Raw genomic sequence first — 25,832 nt, 5'->3', positions numbered from 1 at the left:
GGCGTGTCGGGAGAGATCCGCAGTCCTTGGCGGCAGGCGATGCGCAGGCAGGAAGGACGCATCGTTCAGCCAATCTACGCCGTCGACCGGGCGCGACCACTGCTAGAGTTCGTAGGAGGGCTACAGGGGGTCCTGGCACTGGCGATGCATGGCCCGGTGCCGGTCTATGGCAGCCGCCTGCCGGCCCGCTCGTTCGATTGTTACGCTGTCTGTAATGATCTATTGCCGATGCCGGCAGGCCAGGGGCGATTGTCTCGAAATATACTGCGTCACCTGGTCGCCGCAGCGGCGACGGCTACCCACTGGCCGTCGTCCGGGTCGCCGGTTCCATCCCGGCCGCGCCAACCCCCGCATTCAGGCCCCGCTGCGGCGACTGCATTCCCGCTGGATTCGAGGCTCGTACCCTATGACTCCCGATCAACGATTTGCCCGTTGGGTTCAAGTCGCTATCGCGGTATTCGTGTTGCTGTTCGTCTACTTCCTGGTCGCCGACCTGTGGATGCCGCTCACCCCGCAGGCCCAGTTGACCCGGCCGGTGGTGCGCGTCGCGCCGCGTGTCAGCGGTCAGGTCGCCGAGGTGCTGGTGTCCAACAACGGCCACGTGCAGCCCGGCGAAGTGTTGTTCCGCCTCGATCCCGAGCCGTTCCAACTGGCCGTGCGCCAGGCCGAACTGGCACTGGAGGAAGCCGAGCGCACCAACCGCGAGCTGGATGCCGCCATCGCCTCGGCCAAGGCCGACCTCCTGGCCGCGCGCAGCAGCGCCGGCGAGCTGGACAGCGAGGCGCGCCGCACCGCCCAACTGGTGCAGCGCCACCATGTGTCGCAGCAGATGCACGAGCAGGTCAGCGCCCAGGCCCAGGCCGCCCGTGCTCGGGTCGCCGCGGCCCAGGCGCGGATCGGCGAGCTGACCGCGCGACGCGGCACGGCCGGCGAGGACAACCTGCGCCTGCGCCAGGCGCGTAACGCCCTGGCCCAGGCCCGTCTGCAACTGCAATACAGCAGCGTCCGGGCCGACCGCGCCGGGACCCTGAGCAACCTGCAACTGACCCCGGGCACCTACGTTCCGGCCGGTACGCCGGTGGCGGCGCTGGTGGACGACCGCATCGACATCGTCGCCGACTTCCGCGAGAAATCGCTGCGCTACGTGCGCCCTGGCGACCGTGCGGCGGTGGTGTTCGACGCGCGTCCCGGCGAAGTGTTCGGCGCGCGGGTGGCGGCCATCGACGCCGGGGTCAAGGAGGGCCAGCTGGACGCCAACGGCGACCTCGCCGCGCCGGTCACCTCCGACCGCTGGGTCCGCGACGCTCAGCGCCAGCGCCTGCACGTGGTGCTCGACGAACTTCCCGAAGGCTTGCTGCCCACCGGTGCCAAGGCCACCGTGCAGCTGTATCCCGGCGACGGCCTGAGCCACCTGCTCGGTCGCGCGCAGATCGTCGCCATCAGCCTGCTGCACTACGTCTACTGACGCCATGCCGGCCAAGCTCGCGATGTCCGCCAACGACCTGCGTCAGTGCCTGCGCATCGCCGGCGGCGGCACCCTGGGGTTCTTCGTCTGCAAGCTGATGAACTGGGACTACGGCTCGTTCTTCGGCGTCTACCCGATGCTGCTGCTCGGCCTGACGCCGGTGATCAACCTGCACATCGTCCGCCAGTTCCTCGCCAACTCGGTGGTGATCAGCGTCGAGGTACTGGTGCTGTACGGGTTGTTCGGCGACCGGCCGCTGCTGATGACGCCTATCGTCTTCGGCCTCTTCGTCTACCGCTTCGCCCTGATGGCGCGCGGCCCGCTGTTCTTCTTCGGCGCACTGAGTTCGGTGTTCCTCTCGATGCTGCTGCACTTTGCCAGCTATCCGGACGTCGATCTGTTCGACATGCTCGCCAGCAACATGGTCGCCACCTGGCTGACGGTGGCCATCGCCGTGCTGATGTTCTACCTGTTCCCCGACGTCGAACCGCGGCCGCCGCGCCAGGCGCCGGCCAAGGACGCCCCCAGCCGGCGCCACGAGACGCTGCTCGGGGCCACGGTGGCGACCCTGTCCTTCGTGGTCTTCCAGACCTTCGACCTGAAGGACTCGCTGTCGGCGCAGATCGCCTCGATCCTGGTGTTGTTCCCCATGCACTGGAAGGGCGTGCACTTCGCCGGGCGCATCCGCGCCCTCGGTACGCTGCTCGGCTGTGCGCTGGCGGTGGGCTTGCAGGTGCTGCTCTACGATCACTACGACATCCTGCCCTTCGTCGCCCTGTTGCTGTGGATCTCGGCGATGTTCTGCGCGCGCATCCACATGCTGGAGAACGGCGTACCGGGGATCGGTTTCGGCGCGCTGACCACCCTGGCGATCGTCCTCGGCCAGTACCTGACGCCAACCCACGACATGATGTACAGCGTGCTCTACCGATTTACCTCGGTGTGCTTCGCGGTGCTGATCACGCTGATGACGGTGCTGGTGATCCACCTGTTCCTCAACCGCTTCGCCGCCACTCGGCACTACAGCCACTGAGGCCTCAGGCGCGCCGGCCCGGCCAGTTGACCAGCGCGACGCCGAGCATCACCAGCAGCATGCCGCCGATCGCCGCCGGCGCCAGGCGCTCGTCGAACAGCAGCCAGGAGGCCAGCGCGGTCACTGGCGGCACCAGGTAGAACAGGCTCGCCACCTTCGATGCGGCGCCGTGCCGGATCAGCGTGTAGAGCAGGCCGACGGCGCCGAACGAGAGTCCCAGCACCAGCCAGCCGAGGGTCAGCACGAACGGCGTGCTCCACTGCACCTCGCGGCTTTCGAAAAGCAGGGCGGCGAGGCCGAGCAGGGCGCCGCTGGCCAGGTACTGGACGACGCCGCCGGTACGCAGGTCCATGCCGCCGCAGAAGCGCTTCTGGTACAGCGTGCCGCAGGTGATCGCCGCCAGTGCCACCAGCACCGCGGCCCAGGCCAGGCCGTCGGCGCCACCGTGGATGCGGCCGAGTACCACCAGGGCTACGCCAGCCAGGCCGAGCGCCAGGCCCAGCCATTGCCGGCGGCTGACCCGCTCGCCGAGCCAGATGCCGGCCAGGGCCGCGGTAGCCAGCGGTTGCAGGCCGACCAACAGGGAGGTCAGGCCGGCCGACATGCCGTGCTCGATGGCGAGGAACACCCCGCCCAGGTACAGGCCATGGACCAGCAGGCCTGCGACCGCGACATGCCCGGCCAGCCGTGCCGAGCCCGGCCAGGGCGCACCGCTGAGCAGGGCGAAGGCGGCCAGCAGGGCGGCCGCGAGGAGCAGGCGGATGGCCAGGAAGGTGAAGGGCTCGGCGTACGGCAGGCCGAACTTGGCGCCGAGGAATCCAGTGCTCCAGAGCAGCACGAAGAGCAGCGGCATGCCGCTGCCGAGCCAGGCGGGTGTGCGCATGCAAGGTCCTCGTCGGGAGGTGGCGGGACGGTCGTGGCGCCCCGCGCGTGTCGGTGTCAGTCCAGCAGCGAGCGGCCTCGCTCTAGGTAGGCGCGCATTTCCGTCTCGGGCACCATGCCGCCGCCGGTGGCCCAGACCAGGTGGGTGGCATTGGCCAGGCGCGCCGAGGTCAGCCCCATGCGTTCGCGATAGCCCTGCGGCTCACGGGTAACCCGGGCGATGCCCGGCGCGCCGGCCAGGGCCGAGGGTTCCAGGCGGATGCCCTGGCTGCGCTCGAGCAAGGCGAGCAGGCGGAACAGTTCGTCGTCGTCCACCGTGTAGTAGCCGTCGAGCAGGCGCTGCATGGCGCGGCCGACGAAGCCCGACGGACGCCCCACCGCCAGGCCATCGGCGGCGGTGCGGTTGTCGATGCCGAAGTCCTGCACCGAAACCTGCTCGTGGCGGCCGGTATAGACGCCGAGGAACATGCAGGGCGAATGGGTCGGCTCGGCGAACAGGCAGTGCACCGCGTCGCCGAACGCCAGCTTGAGGCCGAAGGCCACCCCGCCGGGACCGCCGCCGACCCCGCAGGGCAGGTGGACGAACAGCGGGTGCTCGCTGTCGACGCGGATGCCGGCGGCGTCCAGCTGGCCGCGCAGTCGCTCGGCGGCGACGGCATAGCCGAGGAACAGGTCGCGGGAGTTTTCGTCGTCGACGAAGTGGGTGTAGGGATCGCCGGCCGCTTCGCGGCGGCCCTGTTCCACCGCGACACTGTAGTCGGAGGCGTACTCCACCACCGTCACGCCGTGGGCGCGCAGCTTGTCCTTCTTCCACTGGCGGGCGTCGGCGGACATGTGCACGCTGGCCTGGAAGCCCAGCGCGGCGCCGATGATGCCGATGGAAAGGCCCAGGTTGCCGGTGGAGCCCACCGCTATCCGATGGCGGGCGAAGAATGCCCGGCAATCCGCCTCGGCCAGCCGCGAGTAGTCGTCGTCGAGGCCGATCAGGCCGTGCTCCAGGGCCAGGCGCTCGGCATGGGCGAGCACTTCATAGATGCCGCCGCGGGCCTTGATCGAGCCGGAGATCGGCAGGTGGCTATCGCGTTTCAGCCAGAGCCGGCCGGGCAGTTCGGCGGCGTAATGCTGGCGCAGGGCATCGTGGAAGGCGGCGACCTCGACCAGGTCGGACTCGATGATGCCGCCGCTGGCGGCGGTTTCCGGAAACAGCCGGGCGATCAGCGGGGCGAAGCGCTGCAGGCGGGCGCTGGCGTCGGCCACGTCGGCGGCGCCGAGGCCGACGTCGGCCAGGGCTTCGGCGCTCGGCGCGATGGCCGGGTTGAACCACTCGCTCGGGCGCAGGGCGATCAGGTCGGCCAGGCGCGGGAATTCGGCGAGCCAGTCGGCCTTGGGTGTTCCGAGAATCAACGGCAGTACTCCTGTGGCGGGTAGGGCGGCGAAGGCACAGAGGATATACGCCTGGCCGGCGTTTTTCCTCGTACCCGGCAGGCAAGGCAGAACGCCTCTGCGGCGAAAGGCTTTGCACACGCGAGAATGTGCCGCATGCTTGATATCTTGAACAAGCGATGCGTATTTTGTACGCGGCCGCCGCCCGGTGCGGCATCCGCGATACCAACAAGGATAAGAAGTCATGACTATCGAAGGCCAAGGCTCACTCGCCGAACGGCTGGCTGGAGTTGAAGAAATCGAATGCGTCACCCCCGACCTCAACGGGGTGCCGCGCGGCAAGGTGATGACCGGCGAGGGCTTCCTCAGCGGCCGGCGCCTGCAGCTCGCCCGTGGCGTGCTGCTGCAATGCATCATGGGCGGCTACCCGCCGGCGCGCTTCTATGGCAGCGACGATGGCGACCTGGCGCTGGTCGCCGAGCCGACCCAGGTCCATCGCCTGCCCTGGAGCAACACTCCGCGCGCCTTCGCCATCTGCGACGCGCAGGAACTGGATGGCACGCCGTCCGGGTTGTCCACCCGCGGCCTGCTCAAGCAGGTGGTGGCGCGCTACGCCGCCCACGGCTGGCAACCGGTGGTGGCCACCGAACTGGAATTCTTCGTCTTCGCCCCGAACACCGATCCCAACGAGCCGTTCCAGGCCCCGCTGGGGCCGGATGGCCGGCGCGAGCTGGGCTATTCGGCCTTCAGCGTGTCTTCCAACAACGGCCTGCGGCCGTTCTTCGAGGACGTCTACCGCTGCATGGATGCGCTGGGCCTGGTGCGCGACACCTTCATGCACGAGATGGGCACCAGCCAGTTCGAGATCAACTTCCTGCATGGCGACCCGGTCCTGCTGGCCGACCAGACCTTCCTGTTCAAGCACCTGCTCAAGGAGGTCGCGCTCAAGCACGGCCTGATCGTGGTGTGCATGGCCAAGCCGCTGGCGAAGACGCCGGGCAGCTCGATGCACATCCACCAGAGCATCGTCGAACTGGACGGCGGGCGAAACATCTTCAGCGAAGCCGATGGCGAGCCTTCCGCCGCGTTCCGCCACTTCATCGGCGGCCAGCAGGCCTGCCTGGCGGACTTCACGCCCTTCTTCGCGCCGCACGTGAACTCCTTCCAGCGCCTCTGCCATCCCTACGCATCGCCGAACAACGCCTGCTGGTCCCACGACAACCGCGCCGCCGGCCTGCGCATCCCGGCCAGCGGAGCCTCCGCGCGGCGCGTCGAGAATCGCCTGCCGGGCGCCGACGCCAACCCTTACCTGGCCATCGCCGCCAGCCTGGCCGCCGGTCTCTACGGCCTGGAGCACGAACTGGAGCCGAGCCCGGCGATCCAGGGCGAGTTCGAGGTACCGGAGGAACTGACCCTGCCCTGCACCATGTACGATGCCCTGCGGCGTCTGAAAGGCAGCGCGCTGGCGCGCGAACTGTTCGGCAGCGAGTTCGTCGAAGGCTACGTGGCGACCAAGAGCATGGAACTGACCAGCTTCTTCGACGAGATCAGCCCCTGGGAGCGTCGTGTCCTGGCAGCCCAGGCCTGATCCACCGTGGTACTTTCCTAGCCCTGTGTCACCCCCTGCCGCCTCGCGGCGGCAGGGTCGTGGTGTCGGGTGCCGGCTTCGGCATCCCGCGTCCTGTCCCGGGGCCTCCCCGGGACTCCAACGCTGTGCGAGCCGGGCAGTCCGCGAGCGGCGCCGGCTCCCTTGTACGGGACCGGAGGTCCGATGCGGCGGATTTTCTTCTCTTTTCGCGCTCTCTATTTCGCTACCCTGCTGATGCTCACCGGCTCCGGCCTGCTCAGCACCTACCTGGCGCTGCGCCTGGCGGCGGACAAGGTCGACGGCCTGTGGGTCGGCGCGCTGATGGCAGCCAACTACTTCGGCCTGGTGCTGGGCGGCAAGGTCGGTCACCGGCTGATCGCCCGGGTCGGCCACATCCGCGCCTACGTCGCCTGCGCCGGGGTGGTCACCGCCGCGGTCCTCGGCCATGGCCTGCTGCCCTGGCTGCCGGCGTGGATCGCCTTGCGCATGGTGATGGGCCTGGGCCTGATGTGCCAGTACATGGTGATCGAGAGCTGGCTCAACGAGCAGGCCGATGCCAGCCAGCGCGGCGCGGTGTTCGGCGGCTACATGGCGGCTTCCTACCTGGGCCTGGTGCTCGGCCAGATGATCCTGGTGGCGCATCCGCAACTGGGGCCGGAATTGCTGATGCTGGTGGCCTTCTGTTTCGCCCTGTGCCTGGTGCCGCTGGCCCTGACCCACAAGATCCACCCCGCGGCGCTGCGCCCGGCGCCGCTCGAACCACGCTTCTTCATCCGCCGGGTGCCGCAGTCGCTGACCACCGTATTGGTCTCGGGGCTGGTGGTCGGCTCCTTCTATGGCCTGGCGCCGCTGTACGCCAACCAGTTGGGGTTGCCCAACGAGGACGTCGGCCTGTACATGGGCGCCTGCATCTTCGCCGGGCTGCTGGTGCAGTGGCCGCTCGGCTGGCTGTCCGACCGTCGCGACCGCGCCTGGCTGATCCGCGCCTGCGCCATCCTGCTGTGCCTGTTCGCCTTGCCGCTGGCATTGTTGCAACAGATGCCACTGGCGTTGCTGCTGGCCCTGGGAATCGCCGCGAGCATGTTGCAGTTCACCCTCTATCCGCTGGCAGTGGCCTTTTCCAACGACCACGTGGAGACCGAGCGACGGGTTTCGCTAACCGCCATGCTGCTGGTGACCTTCGGCGTCGGCGCCTGCATCGGGCCGCTGGCGGCCGGCGCGCTGATGCGGCTGTTTGGCGCTAACATGCTATATGCGTTCGTCAGCGCCTGCGCGCTGATCCTGGTCTGGCGGGTCCATCCGGAGAAGGTCAGCGGCCTGCACCGGGTCGACGACGCGCCGCTGCACCACGTGCCGACTCCGGACAACATGACCAGCTCCCCGCTGGTCGCGGCGCTCGATCCGCGGGTAGACGAACAGGCGGTGCAGGAACAGATGGTCGATGGCGAGCCCGACGCGCCGCAGGCCGACGGCGCGATGCAGAACTGAATTCCGCTCGCCGCGGGAGCCGATAGGCAGGAGAGGTTGCGATGAGTCCGACGCTTTCCCTTCACCTGATGGTGCGCAACCTGCCGCCAGGGCAGCGGCGGCCGAAGATCGCCCAGGCCATCGGCGAGGAGAGCGCGGGACGCTTGCAGCGAGTATTGCTGGAACGCGCCCTGCGCCTGCCCGATCGCGGTTTCAGTGCCCGCATCCTCTGGTTCGACGACGATCTGGACAGCGATCTGCAGACGCTGGCTATGGCATTGGGCTGGAGCCTGATGAGCCAGCCGGCCGGCGATCCCGGCGAGCGCATGCGGCGTATCGCGGCGCTGGGGTTGGCGGAAAGCGAGGCGGTACTGCTGATTCGCCACGACTGCCCGGTGCTGGACGGCGACTACCTGGAAGCGGCCTGCACCGCCCTGGGCCGCCACCAGGCGGTGCTGGGGCCGGTGGAGCGGGGCGGCTACGCGCTGCTCGGCCTGACCCGGGTCGACCCGCTGTTGTTCGAGTCGATGCCCTGGGGCGGAGACCGCCTGCTGGCGCTGACCTGCGAGCGTCTCCGGCAACTGGGCTGGGAGCATCACCTGTTGCCGGCGCTCTGGGACGTCGACCGTCCCGAGGACCTGCCGCGCCTGGCGGCGCTGGGAGTGGTCCTGTGAGACTCAGAACAGTTCGTCTTTCTCGAAGCGCCGGGCTTCGCGTTGCAACTGGTAGACGAAGCGATCCACCTGGCGCTGGGCGAGGCCGCTCATCTCGCTGAAGCGGACGCCGGCGAAGGTCGCGTCGAGCTTTTCGTCGAAGCGCACGTGACGCAGTTCGATCGCGCTGCTGATCGCGCCCTGTGGCAACTGGGCGCTGAAGTCTTCGTAGATCTCGCCGGGATGCAGGCGTTCGGCGACATTGCCGGCGAAGCGTAGCTTGGCGCCGGTGGCGGAGATATCCAGCAGTTGTCCGCTCAGCGGCGCGCGGAGTTTTTCCCCGGCGATTTCCGCGGCGATCGGCTGGCTCTGCTTGATGCTGGCGCGGTAGGCGTTGCGGCGCTGGTGGTAGAGCACTTCGGCGGGAAGGGCGGCCCAGTAGCAGGGAACGCCGTCGTGTTCGCCGAACTGCACCGGGCGCTCGCATTCCCAGGCGATACGCACGCCTTCGTGGAAGGCTTCGACGCGAAACGCCTCGCCATTCTGCAGGAAACGTTCGCCGGTGTTGGGGATGAGTTCGTCCAGCGCGACCATCCCGCGGTCGCGGTCGATGTCTACCAGGAAGCTCTGGAAGCGCTGGTTGCGATCGGCAAAGGTGATCAGCAGGGAGTCGCGGCTATCCTGCAGCAGGCGCAGGTTGGCCTGGATTTCCACGGGGGCCTTGAGCACCTTCGGGGGTTGCGGCCCCGCTTCTTCGACGAACGGGTTGGGCACCTTCAATGCTCTCCTGGGGCACGAATGCCTCAATGATAGCACTGTGCCTTGATACGTGTGCTGGTCGGGTTCAGGCCTGGCTGAGCGGGCGTTGCCGGCTGCTCGAGGCGGTGCCGCCGCGGCTGTCGTACAGGCTAGGGGCGTCCTGGCCGCGGAGGATGTTCAGCAGGCTGCCGGTGGAAGCCTGGTTGGCGCGGATGATCCGCCCGTTGCGCAGGTTGGCCTGCTGGCAACGCTCCAGCAGTTCGCCCAGTTCGTCGCCGCGCGCCAGCAGCTCGGCGCCATCCGCACGCTCGCGGGCGTAGCGGGCAAGGCCTTCGCGGTCGAGGGAAACGCCGGCTTCGCGGAGGATTTCCGCGCGGGCCCGGCCATTTCGCTCCAGTTGCTGCATCAGTGGCTGCTTGGCCCCGAGAAGCTGTTGCAGGACCGGCAGCTCGCGCCGTTCCAGGGCCTGGAATTCTTCGTCGACCAACTGCAGGAGTTGGCTGGCGTGGCCGATATCCTCGGCGAACAGATCGAGCAGGGTAGGGGAGTCAGGCATCTCGGGCTCGGGAGTTCATTCGGCGTCCAATGTCCTCCAGCGCGTCCTTCGAGGTCAGCGCTGGGATTCGAAGTCGAGCAGCTTGCTGGCAACACGCTCGCTGTCGACCTGATAAGTGCCATCGGCGATCGCTTGCTTGATCCGGGCAACCTTATCGTTGTCGACCACCGGCAGGGTCTGCAGCTGGTCCGTGACTTTCTGCATGTTCTGGGCGGTTTCGCTGATCTGCACCGACTCGCCGCTCTTCGGAGCGGAAGTCGCGGCCTGGCCTGCCTTGTCGGCGCCAGTGGCGTCGGGACGCCCCGCGGCGGTGCTGCCGGTACGGCCGGTGGTGGCTGGCGTGCTGCCGGGATTCAGCCGGTTGAAGTCGATGACCATGGTTGTAAACCTCGAAGGTATTGGACGCTTGCCTAGCTTTTCGGCGAAGGCTTGAAAAACTTTAGGACTTATTTTCGTGCGTCGTTTCCCAGTTTAGAGAAACCCGCCGGGGTAGCGCCAGCGCTACCGGCCACGGCTTTCCCTCTACATATTCACCTCGACCGTGCCGGGCTCTATCACGCGGGCCTTGATCACCCGCTGCGAGCGCAGGTTGCGCACGCGGATCTGCTGGCCCGGGGCGCCATCGGACAGCGCCTCGCCGGGCATCTTGACGTTGATGGTGGCGGTGCGCGCGAGAATCACCACCTGATCGCCCTTGCGCACGGCTTCGGCCTGCTCGAGGAAGACCGGCGCCAGCACCTGGTCGTTGACCACCGGTCGGCGCAGCTTCTGCCCGACGACGCGGGCCGGATCGGTCAGGTAGCCCTGGGTCAGCAGGCCGACGTCGCGCTCGACCAGGGCGATGTCGGCATCCTCCAGCACGTGCGCGCGCTTGAGAGGCTGCACTGCGACCACCACCTGGCGGAACAGCTTCACCTGCGCCGGCATGAAGATGGTCCAGGGCGCACTGCCTTCGCAACCGATGCGTACGGTGACCCTGCCGATCGGTTGTGCCGGACTTTCCTGGCTGAGCGTCAAGTCCCTGTCGCATTCGGCCAGGCGCAAGCGCGGGTCGACGCGATTGACCTGAATCTGGTAGCGCCCGTCGAGTCCGCTATTCTGCAGATATTCTTCTACCTTGAATTCAAGAAACCCCTGGGTGGAGCCGATAAGTACCTCGGGAGCGGTAAAACCCTGGGCCTGGCTGTTGTTAGCCGCGCACAGGTAGCCGAGCCCGAGCAAAACGGGTAAAAACCGTAGAGAAGTATGGCTACGGGCCATTATTCGTCGAAAAACTGTCGTTGCCTGTTTCATGCAACGGGTTAAGCAATGGTCGTGCCGGAGTCCGGTACGACCGTCTGAGGGGAGCGCCAATGGCCGGTGTTTTGGATTCAGTCAACCAGCGCACGCAGTTGGTCGGACAGAACCGTCTGGAGCTGCTTCTGTTCCGTCTGGACGGTAACCAGCTCTACGGCATCAACGTGTTCAAGGTGAAAGAGGTGTTGCAGTGCCCGCGCCTGACGGTGATGCCCAAGTCCAGCCCGGTGGTGCGCGGGGTGGCGAACATCCGCGGAGGCACCATTCCGATCCTCGACCTGGCGCTGGCCACCGGCCGCCGCGGGTTGCAGGACCTGACCAACAGCTTCGCGATCATCACCGAGTACAACACCAAGGTGCAGGGCTTCCTGGTGCGCTCGGTGGAGCGCATCGTCAACATGAACTGGGAAGAGATCCATCCGCCACCCAAGGGCGCCGGCCGCGAGCATTACCTGACCGCGGTGACCCGGGTGGACAAGCAGTTGGTGGAAATCATCGACGTGGAAAAAGTGCTCGCGGAGGTCGCACCGACGTCCGAGGAAGTGTCCCACGGCGTGGTGGACGCCGAGACCCAGAGCCGCGCGGTGACCAAGCGGGTGCTGGTGGTGGACGATTCGTCGGTGGCGCGCAAGCAGGTGACCCGTTGCCTGGAGGCGGTCGGCGTGGAAATGACCGCGCTCAACGACGGGCGCCAGGCCCTGGAGTACCTGCAGAACATGCTCGCCGAGGGACGGCGTCCGGAAGACGAGCTGCTGATGCTGATCTCCGACATCGAAATGCCGGAAATGGACGGTTATACCCTGACGGCGGAAATCCGTAGCGATCCCCGCCTGCAGAAACTGCACATTCTCTTGCATACTTCGTTGTCCGGGGTCTTCAACCAGGCGATGGTGAAGAAGGTCGGTGCGGACGACTTCCTCGCCAAGTTCCGTCCGGACGATCTGGCGGCGCGGGTGGTGGAGCGGATCAAGGCGGTGGACGCGGGCTGAGCGATCGGCCCTCGACAACAATGTGAATACGGGCGACCGGCTGCGTTCCGGTCGCCCAGGGCGAAGAGGCTTATGCGTGTCGGCAGCTAATGCGGATTTCGAGTTGTTCAGGGTCTTCCTCGAGAAGACCTGCGGCATTGTGCTGGGCAGCAACAAGCAGTACCTGGTCTCGAGCCGGCTGAACAAGCTGATGGAGCAGCAGGGCATCAAGAGCCTGGGAGAGCTGGTGCAGCGCATCCAGACCCAGCGCGGCGGCCTGCGCGAGATGGTGGTGGACGCGATGACCACCAACGAGACCCTGTGGTTTCGCGATACCTACCCGTTCGAGGTGCTCAAGCAGCGGGTTCTTCCCGAACTGATCAAGGCCAACGGCGGGCAGCGCCTGCGGATCTGGTCGGCGGCCTGTTCGTCCGGCCAGGAGCCGTACTCGCTGTCGATGGCCATCGACGAGTTCGAGAAGACCAACCTGGGGCAGTTGAAGGCGGGTGTGCAGATCGTCGCCACCGACCTGTCGGGGTCGATGCTCACCGCCGCCAAGGCCGGTGAATACGACACCCTGGCGATGGGCCGCGGCCTGTCCCCGGAGCGTCTGCAACGCTATTTCGACGCCAAGGGACCGGGGCGCTGGGCGGTCAAGCCGGCGATCCGCAGCCGCGTCGAGTTCCGCGCCCTGAACCTGCTGGACAGCTACGCCAGCCTCGGCAAGTTCGACATGGTGTTCTGCCGCAACGTGCTGATCTATTTCTCCGCCGAGGTGAAGCGCGACATCCTGCTGCGCATCCATGGCACGCTCAAGCCTGGCGGCTACCTGTTCCTCGGCGCCTCCGAGGCGTTGAACAACCTGCCCGACCACTACCAGATGGTGCAGTGCAGCCCGGGCATCATCTACCGGGCCAAGTAGCGCAAGGAAGCGGACCCGCGCCAGGTTGCGCCGGGGGTGACCTGGCAGCCTGGCGCGGGTCCGCTTGGGACGGGCAGGTGGGACGAGACTTTCGCCCACTGCCCAGGCTCCGAGCGCCACGCGCGGCGGCGCCGTCGCAGCCCGCTCGGCACAGGACGGCTGGCTCGGAGCGGGGCAGTTTAGGACTGCGCGATCTAGTTGTATTGACAGATATTTCTGATAGTCAGGTGATCTGGCAAGTTGCCGCTTTGCCGGGGAACTGCTTACATGATTCAAGCGTTCCCTCGATCCGCCACGCCTACCAGGAGACTTCCATGGCCATCACTGCGCTGCCCTCGGCCGATGGGCAAGAGTTGACCATCCAGATCCAGGGGCGCTTCGACTTCGGGGCCCATCAGGATTTCCGCGACGCCTACGAGCGCGTCGCGATCACTCCGCGACGCTATGTCGTCGACCTGCGCAACGCCACCTACCTGGACAGCTCGGCCCTCGGCATGCTCCTGCTGCTGCGCGACCACGCCGGCGGCGAGAACGCGCAGATCAGCCTGGCGAACTGCAGCCCGGAAGTGCGCAAGATCCTCGCCATCTCCAACTTCGAGCAGTTGTTCAAGATCAGCTGAGATGAATCCCCCGGCGGCGCGGATCGAGAGCCTGACGATTCTCATCGCCGAGGACAACGCGGCCGACCGCCTGCTGCTATCGACCATCGTCAGCCGCCAGGGGCATCGCGTGCTGACCGCCGGCAACGGCCTGGAGGCGGTGGCGCTGTTCGAGACCGAGCGGCCGCAACTGGTCCTGATGGACGTGATGATGCCGGTGATGGATGGCTTCGAGGCGGCCCGGCGGATCAAGCAGCAGGCCGGCGAGGAGTTGGTGCCGATCATCTTCCTCACCTCCCTCAGCGAAACCGAGGCGCTGGTGCAGAGCCTGGAGGCGGGCGGCGACGACTTCCTCTCCAAGCCGTACAACCGGGTGATCCTCGAAGCCAAGATCAACGCCATGGGACGCCTGCACCTGCTGCAACGAACGGTGCTGGAGCAGCGCGACCTGATCGTCCGGCACAACGAGCACCTGCTCAACGAACAGCGGGTGGCCAAGGCGGTGTTCGACAAGGTGGCCCATTCCGGCTGCCTGAACGCCAGCAACGTGCGCTACCTGCAATCGCCCCTCGCGCTGTTCAACGGCGACCTGCTGCTGGCCGCCTACAAGCCGTCCGGCGGCATGCACGTGCTGCTCGGCGACTTCACCGGCCACGGCCTGCCGGCGGCGATCGGCGCGATGCCGCTGGCCGAGGTGTTCTACGGGATGACCGCCAAGGGCTATCCGATGGCCGACATCCTCCGCGAGATGAACGCCAAGCTGAAGCGCATCCTGCCGGTCGGCGTGTTCTGCTGCGCCACCTTGCTCAACCTGAGCTTCCAGCGCGAACTGGTGGAGGTCTGGAACGGCGGCTTGCCGGACGGCTACCTGCTGCGCGCCGCCAGCGGCGAGCGGGTCGCCCTGGTGTCCCGCCACCTGCCGCTGGGAATCCTCGAGCCGGCGGCGTTCAGCGACCGTTGCGAAACCTATCCGCTGGATATCGAAGATCGGATATTCCTGTTTTCCGACGGTGTCCTCGAGGCCAGCAACAAGGCTGGCGAGATGTTCGGCGAGGCGCGGCTGCTCCAGCTGTTCGAGCGCAATCGCCAGCCGTCCGCGCTGTTCGACGAGATCCAGCGCAGCCTGGCGCAGTTCCGCGGCGCGGTGCAGGACGACGTGAGCATGCTCGAAGTGCGGCTGCAGCCGGATAGCGGCCTGCAATGCCCGCCGCTGGCGTTTTCCGATAGCGGCGTGAGCAGTCCGCTGGACTGGTCGGTGAGCTTCGAATTCCGCGCCGAAACCCTCAAGCATTTCAACCCGCTGCCCCATGTGCTGCAACTGCTGCTCGAGGTCCACGACCTGCGCGCGCGCGGCGGTGCGCTGTATACGGTACTCGCCGAACTCTATTCGAACGCCCTGGAACATGGCGTCATCGGCCTCGATTCGACGATGAAGAGCGACGCGGCGGGATTCGCCCGCTATTACCAGGAGCGGGTCAGCCGCCTGCAGGCCTTGCGCGACGGCTACGTGCGGCTGCACCTGGACCTGGCGCCGCATGGCGCGGGGGGGCGTCTGCTGGTGCGGGTCGAGGACAGCGGCGAAGGTTTCGACGTGGAGCGCGCGCTGAATGCCGTGGAGCGTCAGGAACGCCTCTGCGGCAGGGGTTTGCGCCTGATCCGCGAATTGTCCGATCGTTGCCAGTGGTCGGCCGACGGAAAGGTGGTGTCCGTGGAGTTTTTCTGGTCGCCTCAGGCATAATCGCGCTTTCGTCGCGGTGCTCCTAATGGGTAGGGCATCGGAAGTCGACTTCAGGGAGCGATCGAATGTCCGCGCCGCATCTCGATGATCGTGTTCTGGCTTCGTTGCAGGAGGTCATGGAGGACGAATATCCGGTCCTGCTGGATACCTTCGTGCTCGACTCCGAGGAGCGCCTGCGCAGCCTGCATGCCGCCCTCCAGGCCGGCGATGCCCAGGCTTTGCGGCATACCGCACACAGCTTCAAGGGAGGCAGCAGCAACATGGGCGCGGTACTCCTCGCCGGCTACTGCAAGGAGCTGGAAGAAAGCGCCAGGCGCGGTGACCTGCAACGGGCGCCGGCGCTGATCGAACAGATGGAGCGCGAATTCGCCATCGTCCGCATCCTTTTCAAACAGGAACGTCAGCGCTATCGCTGAGGTTTTCGTCCTTTCCGGCGACAAGGTACCGGCCCGATCGAGCCTCCCTGGCGTATAATGCGCCGCTCGATTTGGAGTCCTTCATGCGCGAGCAAGCCCTACGCATCCTCAAAGACGTTTTCGGTTACGACGCCTTCCGTGGCAACCAGGCACGGATCATCGAGCGGGTGGCCGAGGGTGGCGATGCGCTGGTACTGATGCCCACCGGCGGTGGCAAGTCCCTGTGTTTCCAGGTCCCGGCGCTGCTGCGCGAAGGCCTGACGGTGGTGGTGTCGCCGCTGATCGCGCTGATGGAGGACCAGGTCGCCACCCTGGACGAACTCGGCGTGCCGGCGGTGGCGCTGAACTCCACCCTCAACCCCGAGCAGCAGCGGGACATCGCCGAGCGCCTGCAGCGCGGCGAGATCAAGCTGCTCTACCTGGCACCGGAACGGTTGGTCCAGCCGCGCATGCTGGCCTTCCTGCAACGACTGCCGGTCGGCCTGTTCGCCATCGACGAAGCGCACTGCGTGTCGCAATGGGGCCATGACTTCCGTCCCGAATACCTGCAGCTCGGCCAGCTTGCCGAGCTGTTCCCGCAGGTGCCGCGGATCGCCCTGACCGCCACCGCGGACATGCGTACCCGCGAGGAGATGATCCAGCGCCTGCACCTGCAGAACGCCGAGCAGTTCCTCTCCAGCTTCGACCGGCCGAACATCTTCTACCGCATCGTGCCCAAGGAGCAGCCGCGCAAGCAGTTGCTCGGCTTCCTCTCCGAGCGGCGCGGCGATGCCGGCATCGTCTACTGCCTGTCGCGGAAGAAGGTCGAGGAGGTCGCGGAATTCCTCGGCAACCAGGGCTTCCCCGCGCTGCCGTATCACGCCGGACTGTCCAACGAACTGCGTGCCCACCACCAGAAGCGCTTCCTCAACGAGGAAGGCTTGATCATGGTGGCGACCATCGCCTTCGGCATGGGCATCGACAAGCCCAACGTGCGATTCGTCGCCCACCTCGACCTGCCCAAGAGCCTCGAGGCCTATTACCAGGAAACCGGCCGCGCCGGCCGCGACGGCCTGCCGGCCGACGCCTGGATGGCCTACGGCCTGCAGGACGTCCTGCTGCTGCGGCAGATGATGCAGAGTTCCGAGGGCGACGAGCGGCACAAGCGCGTCGAGCGGCACAAGCTGGAAGCCATGCTGGCGCTCTGCGAGGAAACCCGCTGCCGGCGCCAGGCGCTGCTGGCCTATTTCGACGAGGAGATGCCGCAGCCCTGCGGGCATTGCGACAACTGCGTGGACGGCGTGGAAACCTGGGATGCCACCGAATCCGCGCGCCAGGCGCTGTCGGCGATCTACCGCAGCGGCCAGCGCTACGGCGTCGGCCATCTGGTGGATATCCTGCTCGGCCGCGAGACCGAGAAGATCCGCAGTCTCGGCCACCAGCACCTGGCGGTGTTCGGGATCGGCAAGGGGCGCGGCGAAGACGAGTGGCGGACCCTGTTTCGCCAGTTGGTCGCGCGCGGCCTGGCCGACGTCGACCTAGACGGCTTCGGCGGCCTGCGCCTGACCGAGGCCTGTCGTCCGCTGTTGCGTGGCGAGGTGCGGCTGGAGCTGCGCCGCGACCTCAAGCCACAGCGCGCCAAGGGCTCCTCCAGCGGCGGCGCCAGCGCCGCCAGCCAACTGGTGCGCAGCGAAGAGCGGGAAATGTGGGAGGCCCTGCGCGCGCTGCGGCGCAAGCTGGCCGAAGAGCATTCGGTGCCGCCCTATGTGATCTTCCCCGACGCGACCCTGCTGGAAATGCTCCGCAGCCAGCCGCGCTCGCTATCCGACATGGCCCAGGTCAGCGGGGTCGGCGCGCGCAAGCTGGAGCGCTACGGCCAGGCCTTCCTCGATGTCCTCACCGACTCGCCGGCGGCGCCCGCCGCGCCGCCGCAGGACCTGCGCCACGAATTGGCCAGCCTGGCCTGTGCGGGGATGACCCCGGCGCAGATCGCCCGCCAGCTCAATTGCAGCGAGAAGAACGTCTACGCGATGCTCGCCGAGGCCATCGCCGGTCAGCAGGTGAGCCTGGAGCAGGCGCTGGATCTGCCCGAGGAACTCCTCGGCGAAATCCAGGACGCCTTCCTCGAGGAAGACGGCGAACTGCCGCCGGTGGCGGCGCTGGAGGAGCGTTTCGGCAAGCGGGTGCCGAGTGGCGTGCTGCACTGCGTGCGCGCCGCCCTGCAGGTGGAACTGGAGTCGTGATATGGCCATTTGCCGGTATTTTCTGACGCCAATCTTGTGACGTCCTTCGCAAGCGTCTACTGTGACGCCAAGCCCTCCAAGAGAAGAGGTGTGCGTGACACAGAAGGACCGGTTGGACGACTCCCGTTCCAACCTCTATGCGGACCAATTGAACCGCGGTTTCCGCGGCCTGCGTTTCCTTCCCGAACTGGAGCGTGACTACCGGCGCTACATGCTGGAGGACAGCTTCGCGCTGAAACGCATCGCCCTCAGCGTCGGCATGCTCGTCTGGCTGGCGTTCATCGGCATCGACCTGCTGATCCTCGCTGGCCCCCCGCTGTGGGGCGTGCTGGCGGTGCGCTTCGGCGTGCTGGTCCTGCTGCTGGTCTGCGGCTGCCTGATCATGCTGCGCCGGCACATCCAGCTGATGGTGCCGCTGAGCATCGCCTGCGTCCTCGCCCTTGGCGTCGGTGCGGCGGCGGTGGTCGGCCTGGCGCACCGGGCCGATCCCGGTTATCCCTACGAAGGCCTGCTGCTGGTCAGTTTCGCCGCCTATTTCCTCGCCGGCCTGCGTCTGTCGCAGGCATTGAGCTGCGCGTTGGTGGTGCTGCTCGCCTACCTGGGCTTCGAGTGGTGGGCGGGGGCCCAGGAACCGCTGGGCTACAACCTGTTGTTCCTGCTGTTCGGCAACCTGATCGGCGCGGTCGGCTGCTACCTGCTGGAGTTCAAGTCGCGCGAGCATTTCCTCATCAGCCGTCTGCTGCGGGTGATGGCGGATCACGACAGCCTGACCGGCCTGCACAACCGGCGCAGCTTCAACCAGCACCTGGACCGCCTCTGGCGCCAGGCCCAGCGCGAACAGAAGACCCTGGCGCTGCTGCTTTGCGATGTCGACCATTTCAAGGCCTATAACGACCGCTACGGCCACCAGGCCGGCGATGCGGTTCTGCAGCGTATCGGCGCGGTGTTCGAGGCGAATGCCAGGCGTCCGCTGGACATGGCGGTGCGCCTGGGCGGCGAGGAGTTCGCCCTGTTGCTGTACGGCGCCAACGAGCATGAGGCGAGGCTGCGCGCGGAAGCGCTGCGCGCGCAGGTGCAGGCGCTGCGCATGGAGCACGAGGCGTCGGACACGGCGCGCGAAGTGACCCTGTCGGTCGGCGTGTCCTGCCTGTGGCCGACCCCGGGCAACGACCTGAAGCGCCTCTACGATCTCTACGAGCATGCCGATCGCGCGCTTTACGAAGCCAAGGCATTCGGCCGCAATCAGGTGGTGGCCTGAGTCCATGGCCGATTTTGTCCCTGTGGCTGGCGCCGCCGGTGACTGCGGGACGAAGCGGCGAATGCTAGGTTCGACAGGAAAAAATGGCAGGCACGGCCGCTCTTCGCAGAGCTGCCGGCCCCGCCGCGAGACGACTTCCGGACGGACCCCATGCAGCGCTTGATCCAGGCCAACGGCCAACCGCACTACGGCATCTTCCCGAGTGCCCCGCAGCACATCAATTACCGCGATTTCGACTTCCGTTCGCCGATGGGCCGGCGCGTGGGGGCCCTGGGCAAATGGCGACGCTTCCATCAGTTCCAGTACTTCGGCCTGATCAGCCCGGAGCTGATCGGCGGCTGCGCCCTGGCCCAGCTGAGCTTGCTTGGCGTCGGCTTCGTCTACCTCTACCAGCCTTCCAGCGGACGCATGCTGGAGCGGCGCTTCAAGCTGCCGCTGGGGTTCGGAACCCGGTTTTCCCAGACCCCGGACGACGGCGTCTGCGAACTGCGCCAGGGGCGCAACCTGCTACGCCTGGAGAACCGTACGGCTCCCCGGGAGAAACGCCTGCTGGTGGAACTCGACGATGGCACCCGCATCGACGCCTGCTTCAGCGAGGAGGCGCCGAGCTTCCAGCCTATGTGCCTGTGTACGCCGACCGCGGTGAACGGCTGGGTCTATGCGCAGAAGGTGGCCGGCGTGCGCTGTCGCGGCGACGTGCGCAGCGCCCTCGGCGACCACGACCTGCAGGCGCTGGACGCCTTCGCCCATCACGACTGGTCGGCGGGCTACATGCGCCCGGAAACCTTCTGGAACTGGGCTTGCCTGTCCGGCGAGGCGGACGGCTTGCGGGTCGGCCTGAACCTGTCGTGCGGGGTCAACGAGACCAGCTTCACCGAGAACTGCTACTGGCTGGACGGCGAACTGCTGAAGGTCGACAGCGTGCGCTTCGACTTCGACCGCGACCAGCCGCTGCGGCCCTGGACCATCCGTTCATACGATGGCCAGGTAGAGCTGCGCTTCGAGGCCCACGGCATGCACCAGGAGCGGCTGAACCTCGGTCTGCTGGCGAGCAACTTCAAGCAGATCTTCGGTTGTTTCAGCGGTGTGCTGCGCCCGCGAGGTCGTGCCGAGGTGAGGATCGAGCGGCTCTGGGGCTTCGTCGAGGACCAGTACGCCAAGTGGTAGACGGGGCCTGGCCTGGGCATATCGTGCGACAATTTGTCATTGTACGAGGGAAAATTGGACGGGCATTATTAGCCGACTAATAATTAGTCAAATGAAATATCGGACCTCCTTTTTCCTATGGCTCAGACAGACAAGCACTATTTCGGCACCTTGCTAGCCCAGACTTCCCGTGCTTGGCGCGCTGAACTCGACCGCCGCCTCAGTCACCTCGGCCTGTCCCAGGCGCGCTGGTTGGTGTTGTTGCATCTGGCGCGCCATCGCGATTCGCCCACCCAGCGCGAGTTGGCCCAATCGGTCGGGGTCGAAGGCCCGACCCTGGCGCGACTGCTCGACGGCCTCGAGTCCCAGGGCCTGGTACGACGCCTGGCGGTGGCGGAGGACCGGCGGGCCAAGCACATCGTGCTGACGCCCAAGGCCGATGTGCTGATCGCCGATATCGAGGCCATCGCCGCCAGCGTTCGCAACGACGTACTGACCGGCATCGACGAGTCCGAGCAGGCGCTGTGCCAGCAGGTGCTCTTGCGAATCCTGGCGAACCTGGAAAAGCGCTGAGCACTGCGTCACGAAATTCCGCTAGAATCGCCATTTTTATGGCATCACCTCCTGGGCTTTCGTCCGAAAGCCCTCTACAGAGGTTTTCGTCGGTTTTCTGACGAAAAATCTTGACCGTTTTCACGGCATTCCTCTATTCAGTGATGGCAAAAAGCCATGTCTTGCGCCATGTGGTGCGTTCAGCCCTGTACGGGGCGAAATTCGGGCTAACGTGAAATAGATGTAGCAGTCGACCGCTGGCCGGCTGTGTGCTCGAAGTGCGGAGAAAAGAACGGAATGCCCGGTAAAGCCTTGCGTGTCATGTTGTGTGCCTGGTCGTGCCTGTTGGCCGGGCAGGCGAGCGCCCTGGGAGTGGGAGACATCACCCTGCATTCGGCGCTCAACCAGCCGCTGGATGCGGATATCGAACTGCTCGACGTCGGCGATCTCGGCGCGGACGAGATCGAGGTCCGCCTGGCGGGCGCCGACGTCTTCGCCGCGGCCGGGGTGGAACGCTTGCAGTTCCTCAACGAGCTGCGTTTCAGTCTGGTGCTCCAGGGGCGCGGTGGCAATCGCATCCATGTGTCCTCGAGCCGACCGGTGCAGGAGCCCTACCTGAATTTCCTGGTGGAGGTGGCCCGCCCCAACGGCCGCATCGTCCGCGAATTCACCGTACTGCTCGATCCGCTCGGTTATACGCCGCGCATGCTTCCGGCCGCGCGCAGCGGGATCGAGCCGCAGCGGCAATCCTCGACGCCGGTGCCTGCGCCGCGTAGTACCGCGGTCGTCGTTGACCCGGCACTGCTGGAGCCGGGCGACGACTACCTGACTCGCCCCAGCGACAACCTCTGGGCCATCAGCGGACGCCTGCGTGGTGCCGGCAACGCCGATCGCGCGCAACTCATGGAGGCCCTGTACCAGCTCAATCCGCAGGCCTTCGTCAATGCCGACCGGCACCGGCTCAAGGCCGGCGCGCGCCTGCGCCTGCCGGCCGGCTACCAGCCGGAGCGAGGCGCGCCCGGCGCCGTGAAGGAGGCGGCCGTGGAAGTCCTGCCGCCAGCCGATGCCGCCGTGGTGGAAAACGCTCCGGCGGCTCTCGTCGAGGCGCAGCGCCAGGCGGATGCCGAGGCCGAGGCGCTGGCCCGGCAACGGGAGGAACTGAGCCAGCGGATGGACGATCTGCAACGCCAGTTGCAGGCCTTGCAGGAACAACTGCTGCAGCGCGATCGCCAGGTCGCCGAACTGCAACAGCAACTGGCCCGGCGCCAGGTGGTGCGGCCCGCAGCGCCGCCGCCCGCCGCGGCCGCGCCTTCGGTTGCGCAACCGGTTGAAACGCCGACGGACCCGCAGTACTGGCGCTGGATGATCGTCCTGCTGCTGGTCCTCGCCCTGCTCGGCGTGTTGCTGTTGCGTCGCCGCCGCGAAGAGGCTCCTGTCCCGGCGAACGAACCGAAGCGCCGGGTCGCCCTGAACCTGCCGCTGCGCCGTGCGCCGCGCCCCCCGGCGGCCGCACCGGCGCCGGCAAAGGTCGAGGAACAGGCCAGGCCGCCGGTCGCCGTTCCCTCCAGCCCGCCGCCGTCTCCTCCGCCTGCTCCGGCCGCCGCTCCGCGCGCCGCCATGGCTGCGGCGGACAAGCTGGACGGCGCCGACATCTATATCGCCTACGGTCGCTACGGACAGGCCCGCGACCTGCTGCGTCAGGTACTCGCCGAGCAGCCGCAGCGCCTGAGCGCGCGGATGAAGCTGTTGCTGGTGCTGGCTGAGCTGGGCGATGCGGCCGGCTTCGACGCGCTGGCCGAGGAAACCCTGGCCACTGGCGGCAACCCGGAGGCCATCGACGAGTTGCGCGGACGCTACCCGGCGCTGCTACAGATGCCGGCGACCGAGACGCCGGCGGCAACAACCAAGGACGACGACTGGAGCGACCTGCCGCTGGCCGAGCCGCCCGCCGCGCAGCAACCGGATGCGACCTCGGGCGCCGACGGCTTCGGCGACCTCAACCTCGATCTCGATCTCGACTGGGGCGCCCTGGAGAATCCCCTGGACAACCCCGACCTGCCGCGCCGCGCCGCTGCCGGCAAGGCGGAACCGGCGGAGGAGGAGCCCCTGGCGTTCGAGAGCAATCTCCATGAACTGCCGGATGTCGCCGAGTACGAACACCTCGAACTCGACCAGCCGGAGCCGGCCACGGTGCCGCCGGAGGAGGCCTCGGCCAGCCTGGACCGGGCCCGCGCCTGCATCGACAGCGGCGATCTCGACCAGGCCAGCCGCATCCTGCGCCTGGTGGTGGCGCACGGCGACCCGTGGCAGAAGGCCGAGGCGCGCGAGTTGCTGGCGCTGATCGCCTGAACTTCGCTCAGAAGTTCTGCCCGAGGTTCAGGTAGAACGCCTTGAAGTTCTCGTCGTTGATCCCGTAGCTGAAGGTCAGCGGCCCCAGCGGCGTATCGAAGCCGATCATCAGGCTGGCGGCGTTGATGTAGCCGCTGTCGTATTCGTTGTCGTTGTTCCAGATGCGTCCGCGCTCGATGCTGCCGCCCAGGTACAGCGGGAAGTCCAGCGGCAGGAAGGAACGTTCGGTGAGGCGCCGGTAATAGACGATCCGCCCCAGGCTGTAGTTCTGCCCGGACAGCGCATCGCGGCGGAAGCCCGACAGCTCGCGGGCGCCGCCGAGGGTGAAGCTGGAGGTGACCACCTCGGCGTCGTCCAGGGTGCGCCCGTAGCCGCCGCCGAACACCCAGGTGTCGGCGCCGAAGCTGAGCGCCTTGTTCAGCCGCAGGTCCCACTGCCGGTAGCTGTCGTCCGAGCCGAGGGACTTGTCGTAGCGGCGCATGGTCAGGCCGATCTCCTCGCCCTCGTGGGGGAAATTGACGTCGTCGACGGTGTCGAACGAGTACTTCAGTTCGTAGTAGCCCTCGGTGAAGTCGATGTCCGGCAGGCTCGGGTCGCCGATGCGTACGTCGGCCTTGCCGTAGGCCTGCACCGCGCCCAGGCGGATTTCGCCGTTGTTGGCGATCTGCCGGCCGACGTTGAGGCCGTAGCCGTAGCGCTCCAGGCGATAGCGCAGCAGCGGGTCGTTGTTCTCGGTGACGTCGACGTTCTGTGCCTCGTGGAACAGGAAGGGCGCGACGAAGTAGCGTGAGCCGACGTCGAGCGGCTGGTAGAACTCGCTGTAGAGTTCCTGGCGGTCGCCGAGCTGGACCCGGGTCAGCCACTCGGCGCCGAGCCGGTTGAGGCCGTTCATGCGGTAGCTGCCGCCGAGGTTGAAGGTGCTTTCGCCGCGCATGTCGTCGGACAGGTTGAGGCCCAGGCGAAGGAAGTCGGTGCCGCCTTTCTTGCCGGTGGCGTGGATCACCAGGGTGTTGAGCTTCTTCTCCTTGACCACCCGGTACTGCACCTGGTCGAAGTAGTCGAGGCCGTAGAGGGTGCTCATGTCGTCCTGCAGGCGGCCGAGGTCGAGGCGCGTGCCGAGCGGCTGGCGGATGTAGTGGCGGATCACCTCGTCGCTGACCTTCGAGTTGTTCTCCACGCGGATCGCGTCGATCACCGGCTTGCGCTGGTTCGGCGTGCGCGCCACGTCGAGCGCTTCGCTGTTGAGGTCCTTCGGCTTGCGCAACTCGGCGAGGCGCGCGGCGAGCACCGTGGTGGCGCGGTAGCCGGCGTCGATCAGTTGCGGCACGCGGCCGAAGTCGGTGGTGCCGTAGCCGGACAGCGGCGGCTGGATCAGCACGTCGCCGGGCTTGAGCGTGGCCAGCTGGGCTTCGGAGTTCTTCCGGGTCATCAGGGTGATCGACTGGTTCATCACGTCGAGCACGGTGCTCAGGTCCTTGCGGTCGCGCAGCGGGTTGCCGATGTCGACCACGATCACCACGTCCACGCCCATGTCGCGCGCCACGTCCACCGGGATGTTGTCGACCATGCCGCCATCCACCAGCAGCCTGCCGTCGATCTCCACCGGGGCGAACACGGCGGGGATCGACATGCTGGCGCGGATCGCCTGGGGCAGGTGGCCCTTGCGGAACACCACTTTCTCGCCGGTTGCGATATCGGTGGAGACGGCGCGGAAGGGGATCGCCAGCTTGTCGAAGTCGCGGTTGTCGCTGGTGTGCACCAGCAGGCTTTCCAGCACCATCGCCAGGTTCTGGCCCTGGATCACCCCCAGCGGCAGGCCGAGGGTGCCGTCGTCGCGGAAGCTGATCTTCTGCTTGACCAGGAAGTCGCGGTCGTCCTGCTTGCGGCGGAACGGCACGTCCTTGCGCGGCGGTGCGTCGGACAGTGCCTGCTGCCAGTCCATCTCCAGGGCGATGCGCTCCAGTTCGGCGGGGGTGTAGCCGGAGGCGTACAGGCCGCCGACCACCGCGCCCATGCTGGTGCCGGCGATGGCGTCGATCTGGATGCCCTGTTCGTCGAGGGCCTTGAGCACGCCGATATGGGCCAGGCCACGGGCGGCACCTCCGGAGAGGACCAGGCCGATCTTCGGCCGGGCCTCCGTGGCGAGGGCGGACAGGGGAAGCAGGAGCAGCAGTACGAGCAGCAGGCGGCGCATGAGAACGATCCGGAGCCGGGTGAAAAGGCGGCTATTATAGGCGCGACCGTTTTCCCTGAGCCGCCGACATGCCCACCGCCAAGCCCGAAATCGTCATCACCTATTGCACCCAGTGCCAGTGGCTGCTGCGTGCCGCCTGGCTGGCCCAGGAACTGCTCAGCACCTTCGCCGACGATCTCGGAAAAGTCTGCCTGGAGCCCGGAACCGGTGGCGTCTTCCGTATCACCTGCGACGGCGTGCAGGTCTGGGAACGCAAGGCCGACGGCGGCTTCCCCGAGGCCAAGGCGCTCAAACAGCGGGTTCGCGACCGCATCGACCCGCAACGCGACCTCGGGCACAACGATCGTCCTTCCCGCTGAACCGCTGCCGTCCGCCCATGGCTTGTT

Annotated in this window: 23 protein-coding genes; 16 read left to right on the top strand and 7 right to left on the bottom strand. The window is 67.0% G+C overall.

What is annotated here, in order from left to right:
* Positions 1 to 406 precede the first annotated feature (406 nt).
* Positions 407 to 1,465, top strand: a complete 1,059-nt coding sequence (locus M6E97_RS10105) for an HlyD family secretion protein (RefSeq protein ID WP_003091742.1) — start codon at positions 407 to 409, stop codon at positions 1,463 to 1,465.
* A gap of 22 nt (positions 1,466 to 1,487) precedes the next feature.
* Positions 1,488 to 2,498: a DUF2955 domain-containing protein gene (locus M6E97_RS10100; RefSeq protein ID WP_003119630.1), complete on the top strand. Its 1,011-nt coding sequence runs from the start codon at positions 1,488 to 1,490 to the stop codon at positions 2,496 to 2,498.
* A gap of 4 nt (positions 2,499 to 2,502) precedes the next feature.
* On the opposite strand, the gene M6E97_RS10095 is transcribed toward M6E97_RS10100, so the two are convergent.
* A complete protein-coding gene (locus M6E97_RS10095; RefSeq protein ID WP_024914839.1) occupies positions 2,503 to 3,381 on the bottom strand; it encodes a DMT family transporter in 879 nt (292 codons plus the stop codon).
* A gap of 56 nt (positions 3,382 to 3,437) precedes the next feature.
* Positions 3,438 to 4,784: a D-serine ammonia-lyase gene (gene dsdA / locus M6E97_RS10090; protein WP_023108607.1), complete on the bottom strand. Its 1,347-nt coding sequence runs from the start codon at positions 4,782 to 4,784 to the stop codon at positions 3,438 to 3,440.
* Positions 4,785 to 5,109: 325 nt separating this feature from the next.
* Between dsdA and M6E97_RS10085 the strand changes: the two genes are divergently transcribed.
* From M6E97_RS10085 to M6E97_RS10075, 3 genes are all read left to right on the top strand, one after another.
* Positions 5,110 to 6,351: a glutamine synthetase family protein gene (locus tag M6E97_RS10085; protein WP_003119633.1), complete on the top strand. Its 1,242-nt coding sequence runs from the start codon at positions 5,110 to 5,112 to the stop codon at positions 6,349 to 6,351.
* Positions 6,352 to 6,534: 183 nt separating this feature from the next.
* The gene (locus M6E97_RS10080) at positions 6,535 to 7,839 is read left to right on the top strand and encodes an MFS transporter (RefSeq protein WP_033939275.1); all 1,305 of its coding nucleotides are present in this window, start codon (positions 6,535 to 6,537) and stop codon (positions 7,837 to 7,839) included.
* Positions 7,840 to 7,880: 41 nt separating this feature from the next.
* Entirely contained in the window at positions 7,881 to 8,492 is a 612-nt protein-coding gene (locus tag M6E97_RS10075) for a TIGR04282 family arsenosugar biosynthesis glycosyltransferase (RefSeq protein WP_003130276.1), read from the top strand.
* A gap of 3 nt (positions 8,493 to 8,495) precedes the next feature.
* On the opposite strand, the gene flgZ is transcribed toward M6E97_RS10075, so the two are convergent.
* From flgZ to flgA, 4 genes are all read right to left on the bottom strand, one after another.
* Positions 8,496 to 9,287, bottom strand: coding sequence for a flagellar brake protein FlgZ (gene flgZ, locus M6E97_RS10070; RefSeq protein WP_003119635.1), 792 nt, complete (start codon positions 9,285 to 9,287; stop codon positions 8,496 to 8,498).
* A gap of 28 nt (positions 9,288 to 9,315) precedes the next feature.
* Positions 9,316 to 9,786 (bottom strand): flagella synthesis protein FlgN, encoded by a 471-nt coding sequence (locus M6E97_RS10065; RefSeq protein ID WP_003091733.1) that lies wholly within the window; start codon positions 9,784 to 9,786, stop codon positions 9,316 to 9,318.
* Positions 9,787 to 9,840: 54 nt separating this feature from the next.
* Positions 9,841 to 10,164, bottom strand: coding sequence for a flagellar biosynthesis anti-sigma factor FlgM (gene flgM, locus M6E97_RS10060; protein WP_003098742.1), 324 nt, complete (start codon positions 10,162 to 10,164; stop codon positions 9,841 to 9,843).
* A 144-nt stretch (positions 10,165 to 10,308) separates the two neighbouring features.
* Complete coding sequence (flgA, locus tag M6E97_RS10055; RefSeq protein ID WP_003091731.1) at positions 10,309 to 11,007, bottom strand: flagellar basal body P-ring formation chaperone FlgA; 699 nt, start codon at positions 11,005 to 11,007, stop codon at positions 10,309 to 10,311.
* Positions 11,008 to 11,138: 131 nt separating this feature from the next.
* Here flgA and M6E97_RS10050 point away from each other — a divergent pair, with 131 nt between their 5' ends.
* The 10 genes from M6E97_RS10050 (at position 11,139) to M6E97_RS10005 (ending at position 23,252) form a co-directional block, all read left to right on the top strand.
* Entirely contained in the window at positions 11,139 to 12,071 is a 933-nt protein-coding gene (locus tag M6E97_RS10050) for a chemotaxis protein CheV (protein WP_003091730.1), read from the top strand.
* A 76-nt stretch (positions 12,072 to 12,147) separates the two neighbouring features.
* A complete protein-coding gene (cheR, locus tag M6E97_RS10045) occupies positions 12,148 to 12,972 on the top strand; it encodes a protein-glutamate O-methyltransferase CheR (RefSeq protein ID WP_003091728.1) in 825 nt (274 codons plus the stop codon).
* 314 nt (positions 12,973 to 13,286) lie between these two features.
* Entirely contained in the window at positions 13,287 to 13,592 is a 306-nt protein-coding gene (hsbA, locus tag M6E97_RS10040; protein ID WP_003091727.1) for an anti-anti sigma factor HsbA, read from the top strand.
* Position 13,593: 1 nt separating this feature from the next.
* Complete coding sequence (gene hsbR / locus M6E97_RS10035) at positions 13,594 to 15,309, top strand: two-component system response regulator HsbR (protein ID WP_003098751.1); 1,716 nt, start codon at positions 13,594 to 13,596, stop codon at positions 15,307 to 15,309.
* A 65-nt stretch (positions 15,310 to 15,374) separates the two neighbouring features.
* Complete coding sequence (gene htpB / locus M6E97_RS10030; protein WP_003091725.1) at positions 15,375 to 15,725, top strand: two-component system sensor histidine kinase HtpB; 351 nt, start codon at positions 15,375 to 15,377, stop codon at positions 15,723 to 15,725.
* Positions 15,726 to 15,808: 83 nt separating this feature from the next.
* Complete coding sequence (recQ, locus tag M6E97_RS10025) at positions 15,809 to 17,947, top strand: DNA helicase RecQ (protein WP_003091724.1); 2,139 nt, start codon at positions 15,809 to 15,811, stop codon at positions 17,945 to 17,947.
* Between the two features lie 88 nt (positions 17,948 to 18,035).
* A complete protein-coding gene (locus M6E97_RS10020) occupies positions 18,036 to 19,205 on the top strand; it encodes a diguanylate cyclase (protein WP_023434615.1) in 1,170 nt (389 codons plus the stop codon).
* Between the two features lie 150 nt (positions 19,206 to 19,355).
* Positions 19,356 to 20,372 (top strand): DUF2804 domain-containing protein, encoded by a 1,017-nt coding sequence (locus tag M6E97_RS10015; RefSeq protein WP_003109306.1) that lies wholly within the window; start codon positions 19,356 to 19,358, stop codon positions 20,370 to 20,372.
* A 117-nt stretch (positions 20,373 to 20,489) separates the two neighbouring features.
* Positions 20,490 to 20,924, top strand: coding sequence for a MarR family transcriptional regulator (locus M6E97_RS10010; RefSeq protein ID WP_003091721.1), 435 nt, complete (start codon positions 20,490 to 20,492; stop codon positions 20,922 to 20,924).
* A 276-nt stretch (positions 20,925 to 21,200) separates the two neighbouring features.
* Entirely contained in the window at positions 21,201 to 23,252 is a 2,052-nt protein-coding gene (locus M6E97_RS10005) for a FimV/HubP family polar landmark protein (protein ID WP_034005760.1), read from the top strand.
* 7 nt (positions 23,253 to 23,259) lie between these two features.
* Here M6E97_RS10005 and plpD read toward each other — a convergent pair whose 3' ends face one another.
* On the bottom strand, positions 23,260 to 25,446 hold the full coding sequence (gene plpD / locus M6E97_RS10000; RefSeq protein WP_003091718.1) for a patatin-like phospholipase PlpD: 2,187 nt from the start codon (positions 25,444 to 25,446) through the stop codon (positions 23,260 to 23,262).
* 68 nt (positions 25,447 to 25,514) lie between these two features.
* Between plpD and M6E97_RS09995 the strand changes: the two genes are divergently transcribed.
* Positions 25,515 to 25,805, top strand: coding sequence for a SelT/SelW/SelH family protein (locus M6E97_RS09995; RefSeq protein ID WP_003091717.1), 291 nt, complete (start codon positions 25,515 to 25,517; stop codon positions 25,803 to 25,805).
* The last annotated feature ends 27 nt before the right edge of the window (positions 25,806 to 25,832 follow it).

Source organism: Pseudomonas sp. B111 (assembly GCF_026428275.1).
In the GTDB taxonomy this organism is placed as follows: Bacteria; Pseudomonadota; Gammaproteobacteria; order Pseudomonadales; family Pseudomonadaceae; genus Pseudomonas; species Pseudomonas aeruginosa.
This window is presented reverse-complemented; position numbering and strand designations above follow the sequence as displayed.

Coding starts and splice junctions, on each gene's coding strand:
- M6E97_RS10105 (WP_003091742.1), top strand. CDS start 407: ATGACTCCCGATCAACGATTTGCCCGTTGGGTTCAAGTCGCTATCGCG.
- M6E97_RS10100 (WP_003119630.1), top strand. CDS start 1,488: ATGTCCGCCAACGACCTGCGTCAGTGCCTGCGCATCGCCGGCGGCGGC.
- M6E97_RS10095 (WP_024914839.1), bottom strand. CDS start 3,381: ATGCGCACACCCGCCTGGCTCGGCAGCGGCATGCCGCTGCTCTTCGTG.
- M6E97_RS10085 (WP_003119633.1), top strand. CDS start 5,110: ATGACCGGCGAGGGCTTCCTCAGCGGCCGGCGCCTGCAGCTCGCCCGT.
- M6E97_RS10080 (WP_033939275.1), top strand. CDS start 6,535: ATGCGGCGGATTTTCTTCTCTTTTCGCGCTCTCTATTTCGCTACCCTG.
- M6E97_RS10075 (WP_003130276.1), top strand. CDS start 7,881: ATGAGTCCGACGCTTTCCCTTCACCTGATGGTGCGCAACCTGCCGCCA.
- M6E97_RS10065 (WP_003091733.1), bottom strand. CDS start 9,786: ATGCCTGACTCCCCTACCCTGCTCGATCTGTTCGCCGAGGATATCGGC.
- flgM (WP_003098742.1), bottom strand. CDS start 10,164: ATGGTCATCGACTTCAACCGGCTGAATCCCGGCAGCACGCCAGCCACC.
- M6E97_RS10050 (WP_003091730.1), top strand. CDS start 11,139: ATGGCCGGTGTTTTGGATTCAGTCAACCAGCGCACGCAGTTGGTCGGA.
- hsbA (WP_003091727.1), top strand. CDS start 13,287: ATGGCCATCACTGCGCTGCCCTCGGCCGATGGGCAAGAGTTGACCATC.
- hsbR (WP_003098751.1), top strand. CDS start 13,594: ATGAATCCCCCGGCGGCGCGGATCGAGAGCCTGACGATTCTCATCGCC.
- htpB (WP_003091725.1), top strand. CDS start 15,375: ATGTCCGCGCCGCATCTCGATGATCGTGTTCTGGCTTCGTTGCAGGAG.
- recQ (WP_003091724.1), top strand. CDS start 15,809: ATGCGCGAGCAAGCCCTACGCATCCTCAAAGACGTTTTCGGTTACGAC.
- M6E97_RS10015 (WP_003109306.1), top strand. CDS start 19,356: ATGCAGCGCTTGATCCAGGCCAACGGCCAACCGCACTACGGCATCTTC.
- M6E97_RS10010 (WP_003091721.1), top strand. CDS start 20,490: ATGGCTCAGACAGACAAGCACTATTTCGGCACCTTGCTAGCCCAGACT.
- M6E97_RS10005 (WP_034005760.1), top strand. CDS start 21,201: ATGCCCGGTAAAGCCTTGCGTGTCATGTTGTGTGCCTGGTCGTGCCTG.
- plpD (WP_003091718.1), bottom strand. CDS start 25,446: ATGCGCCGCCTGCTGCTCGTACTGCTGCTCCTGCTTCCCCTGTCCGCC.
- M6E97_RS09995 (WP_003091717.1), top strand. CDS start 25,515: ATGCCCACCGCCAAGCCCGAAATCGTCATCACCTATTGCACCCAGTGC.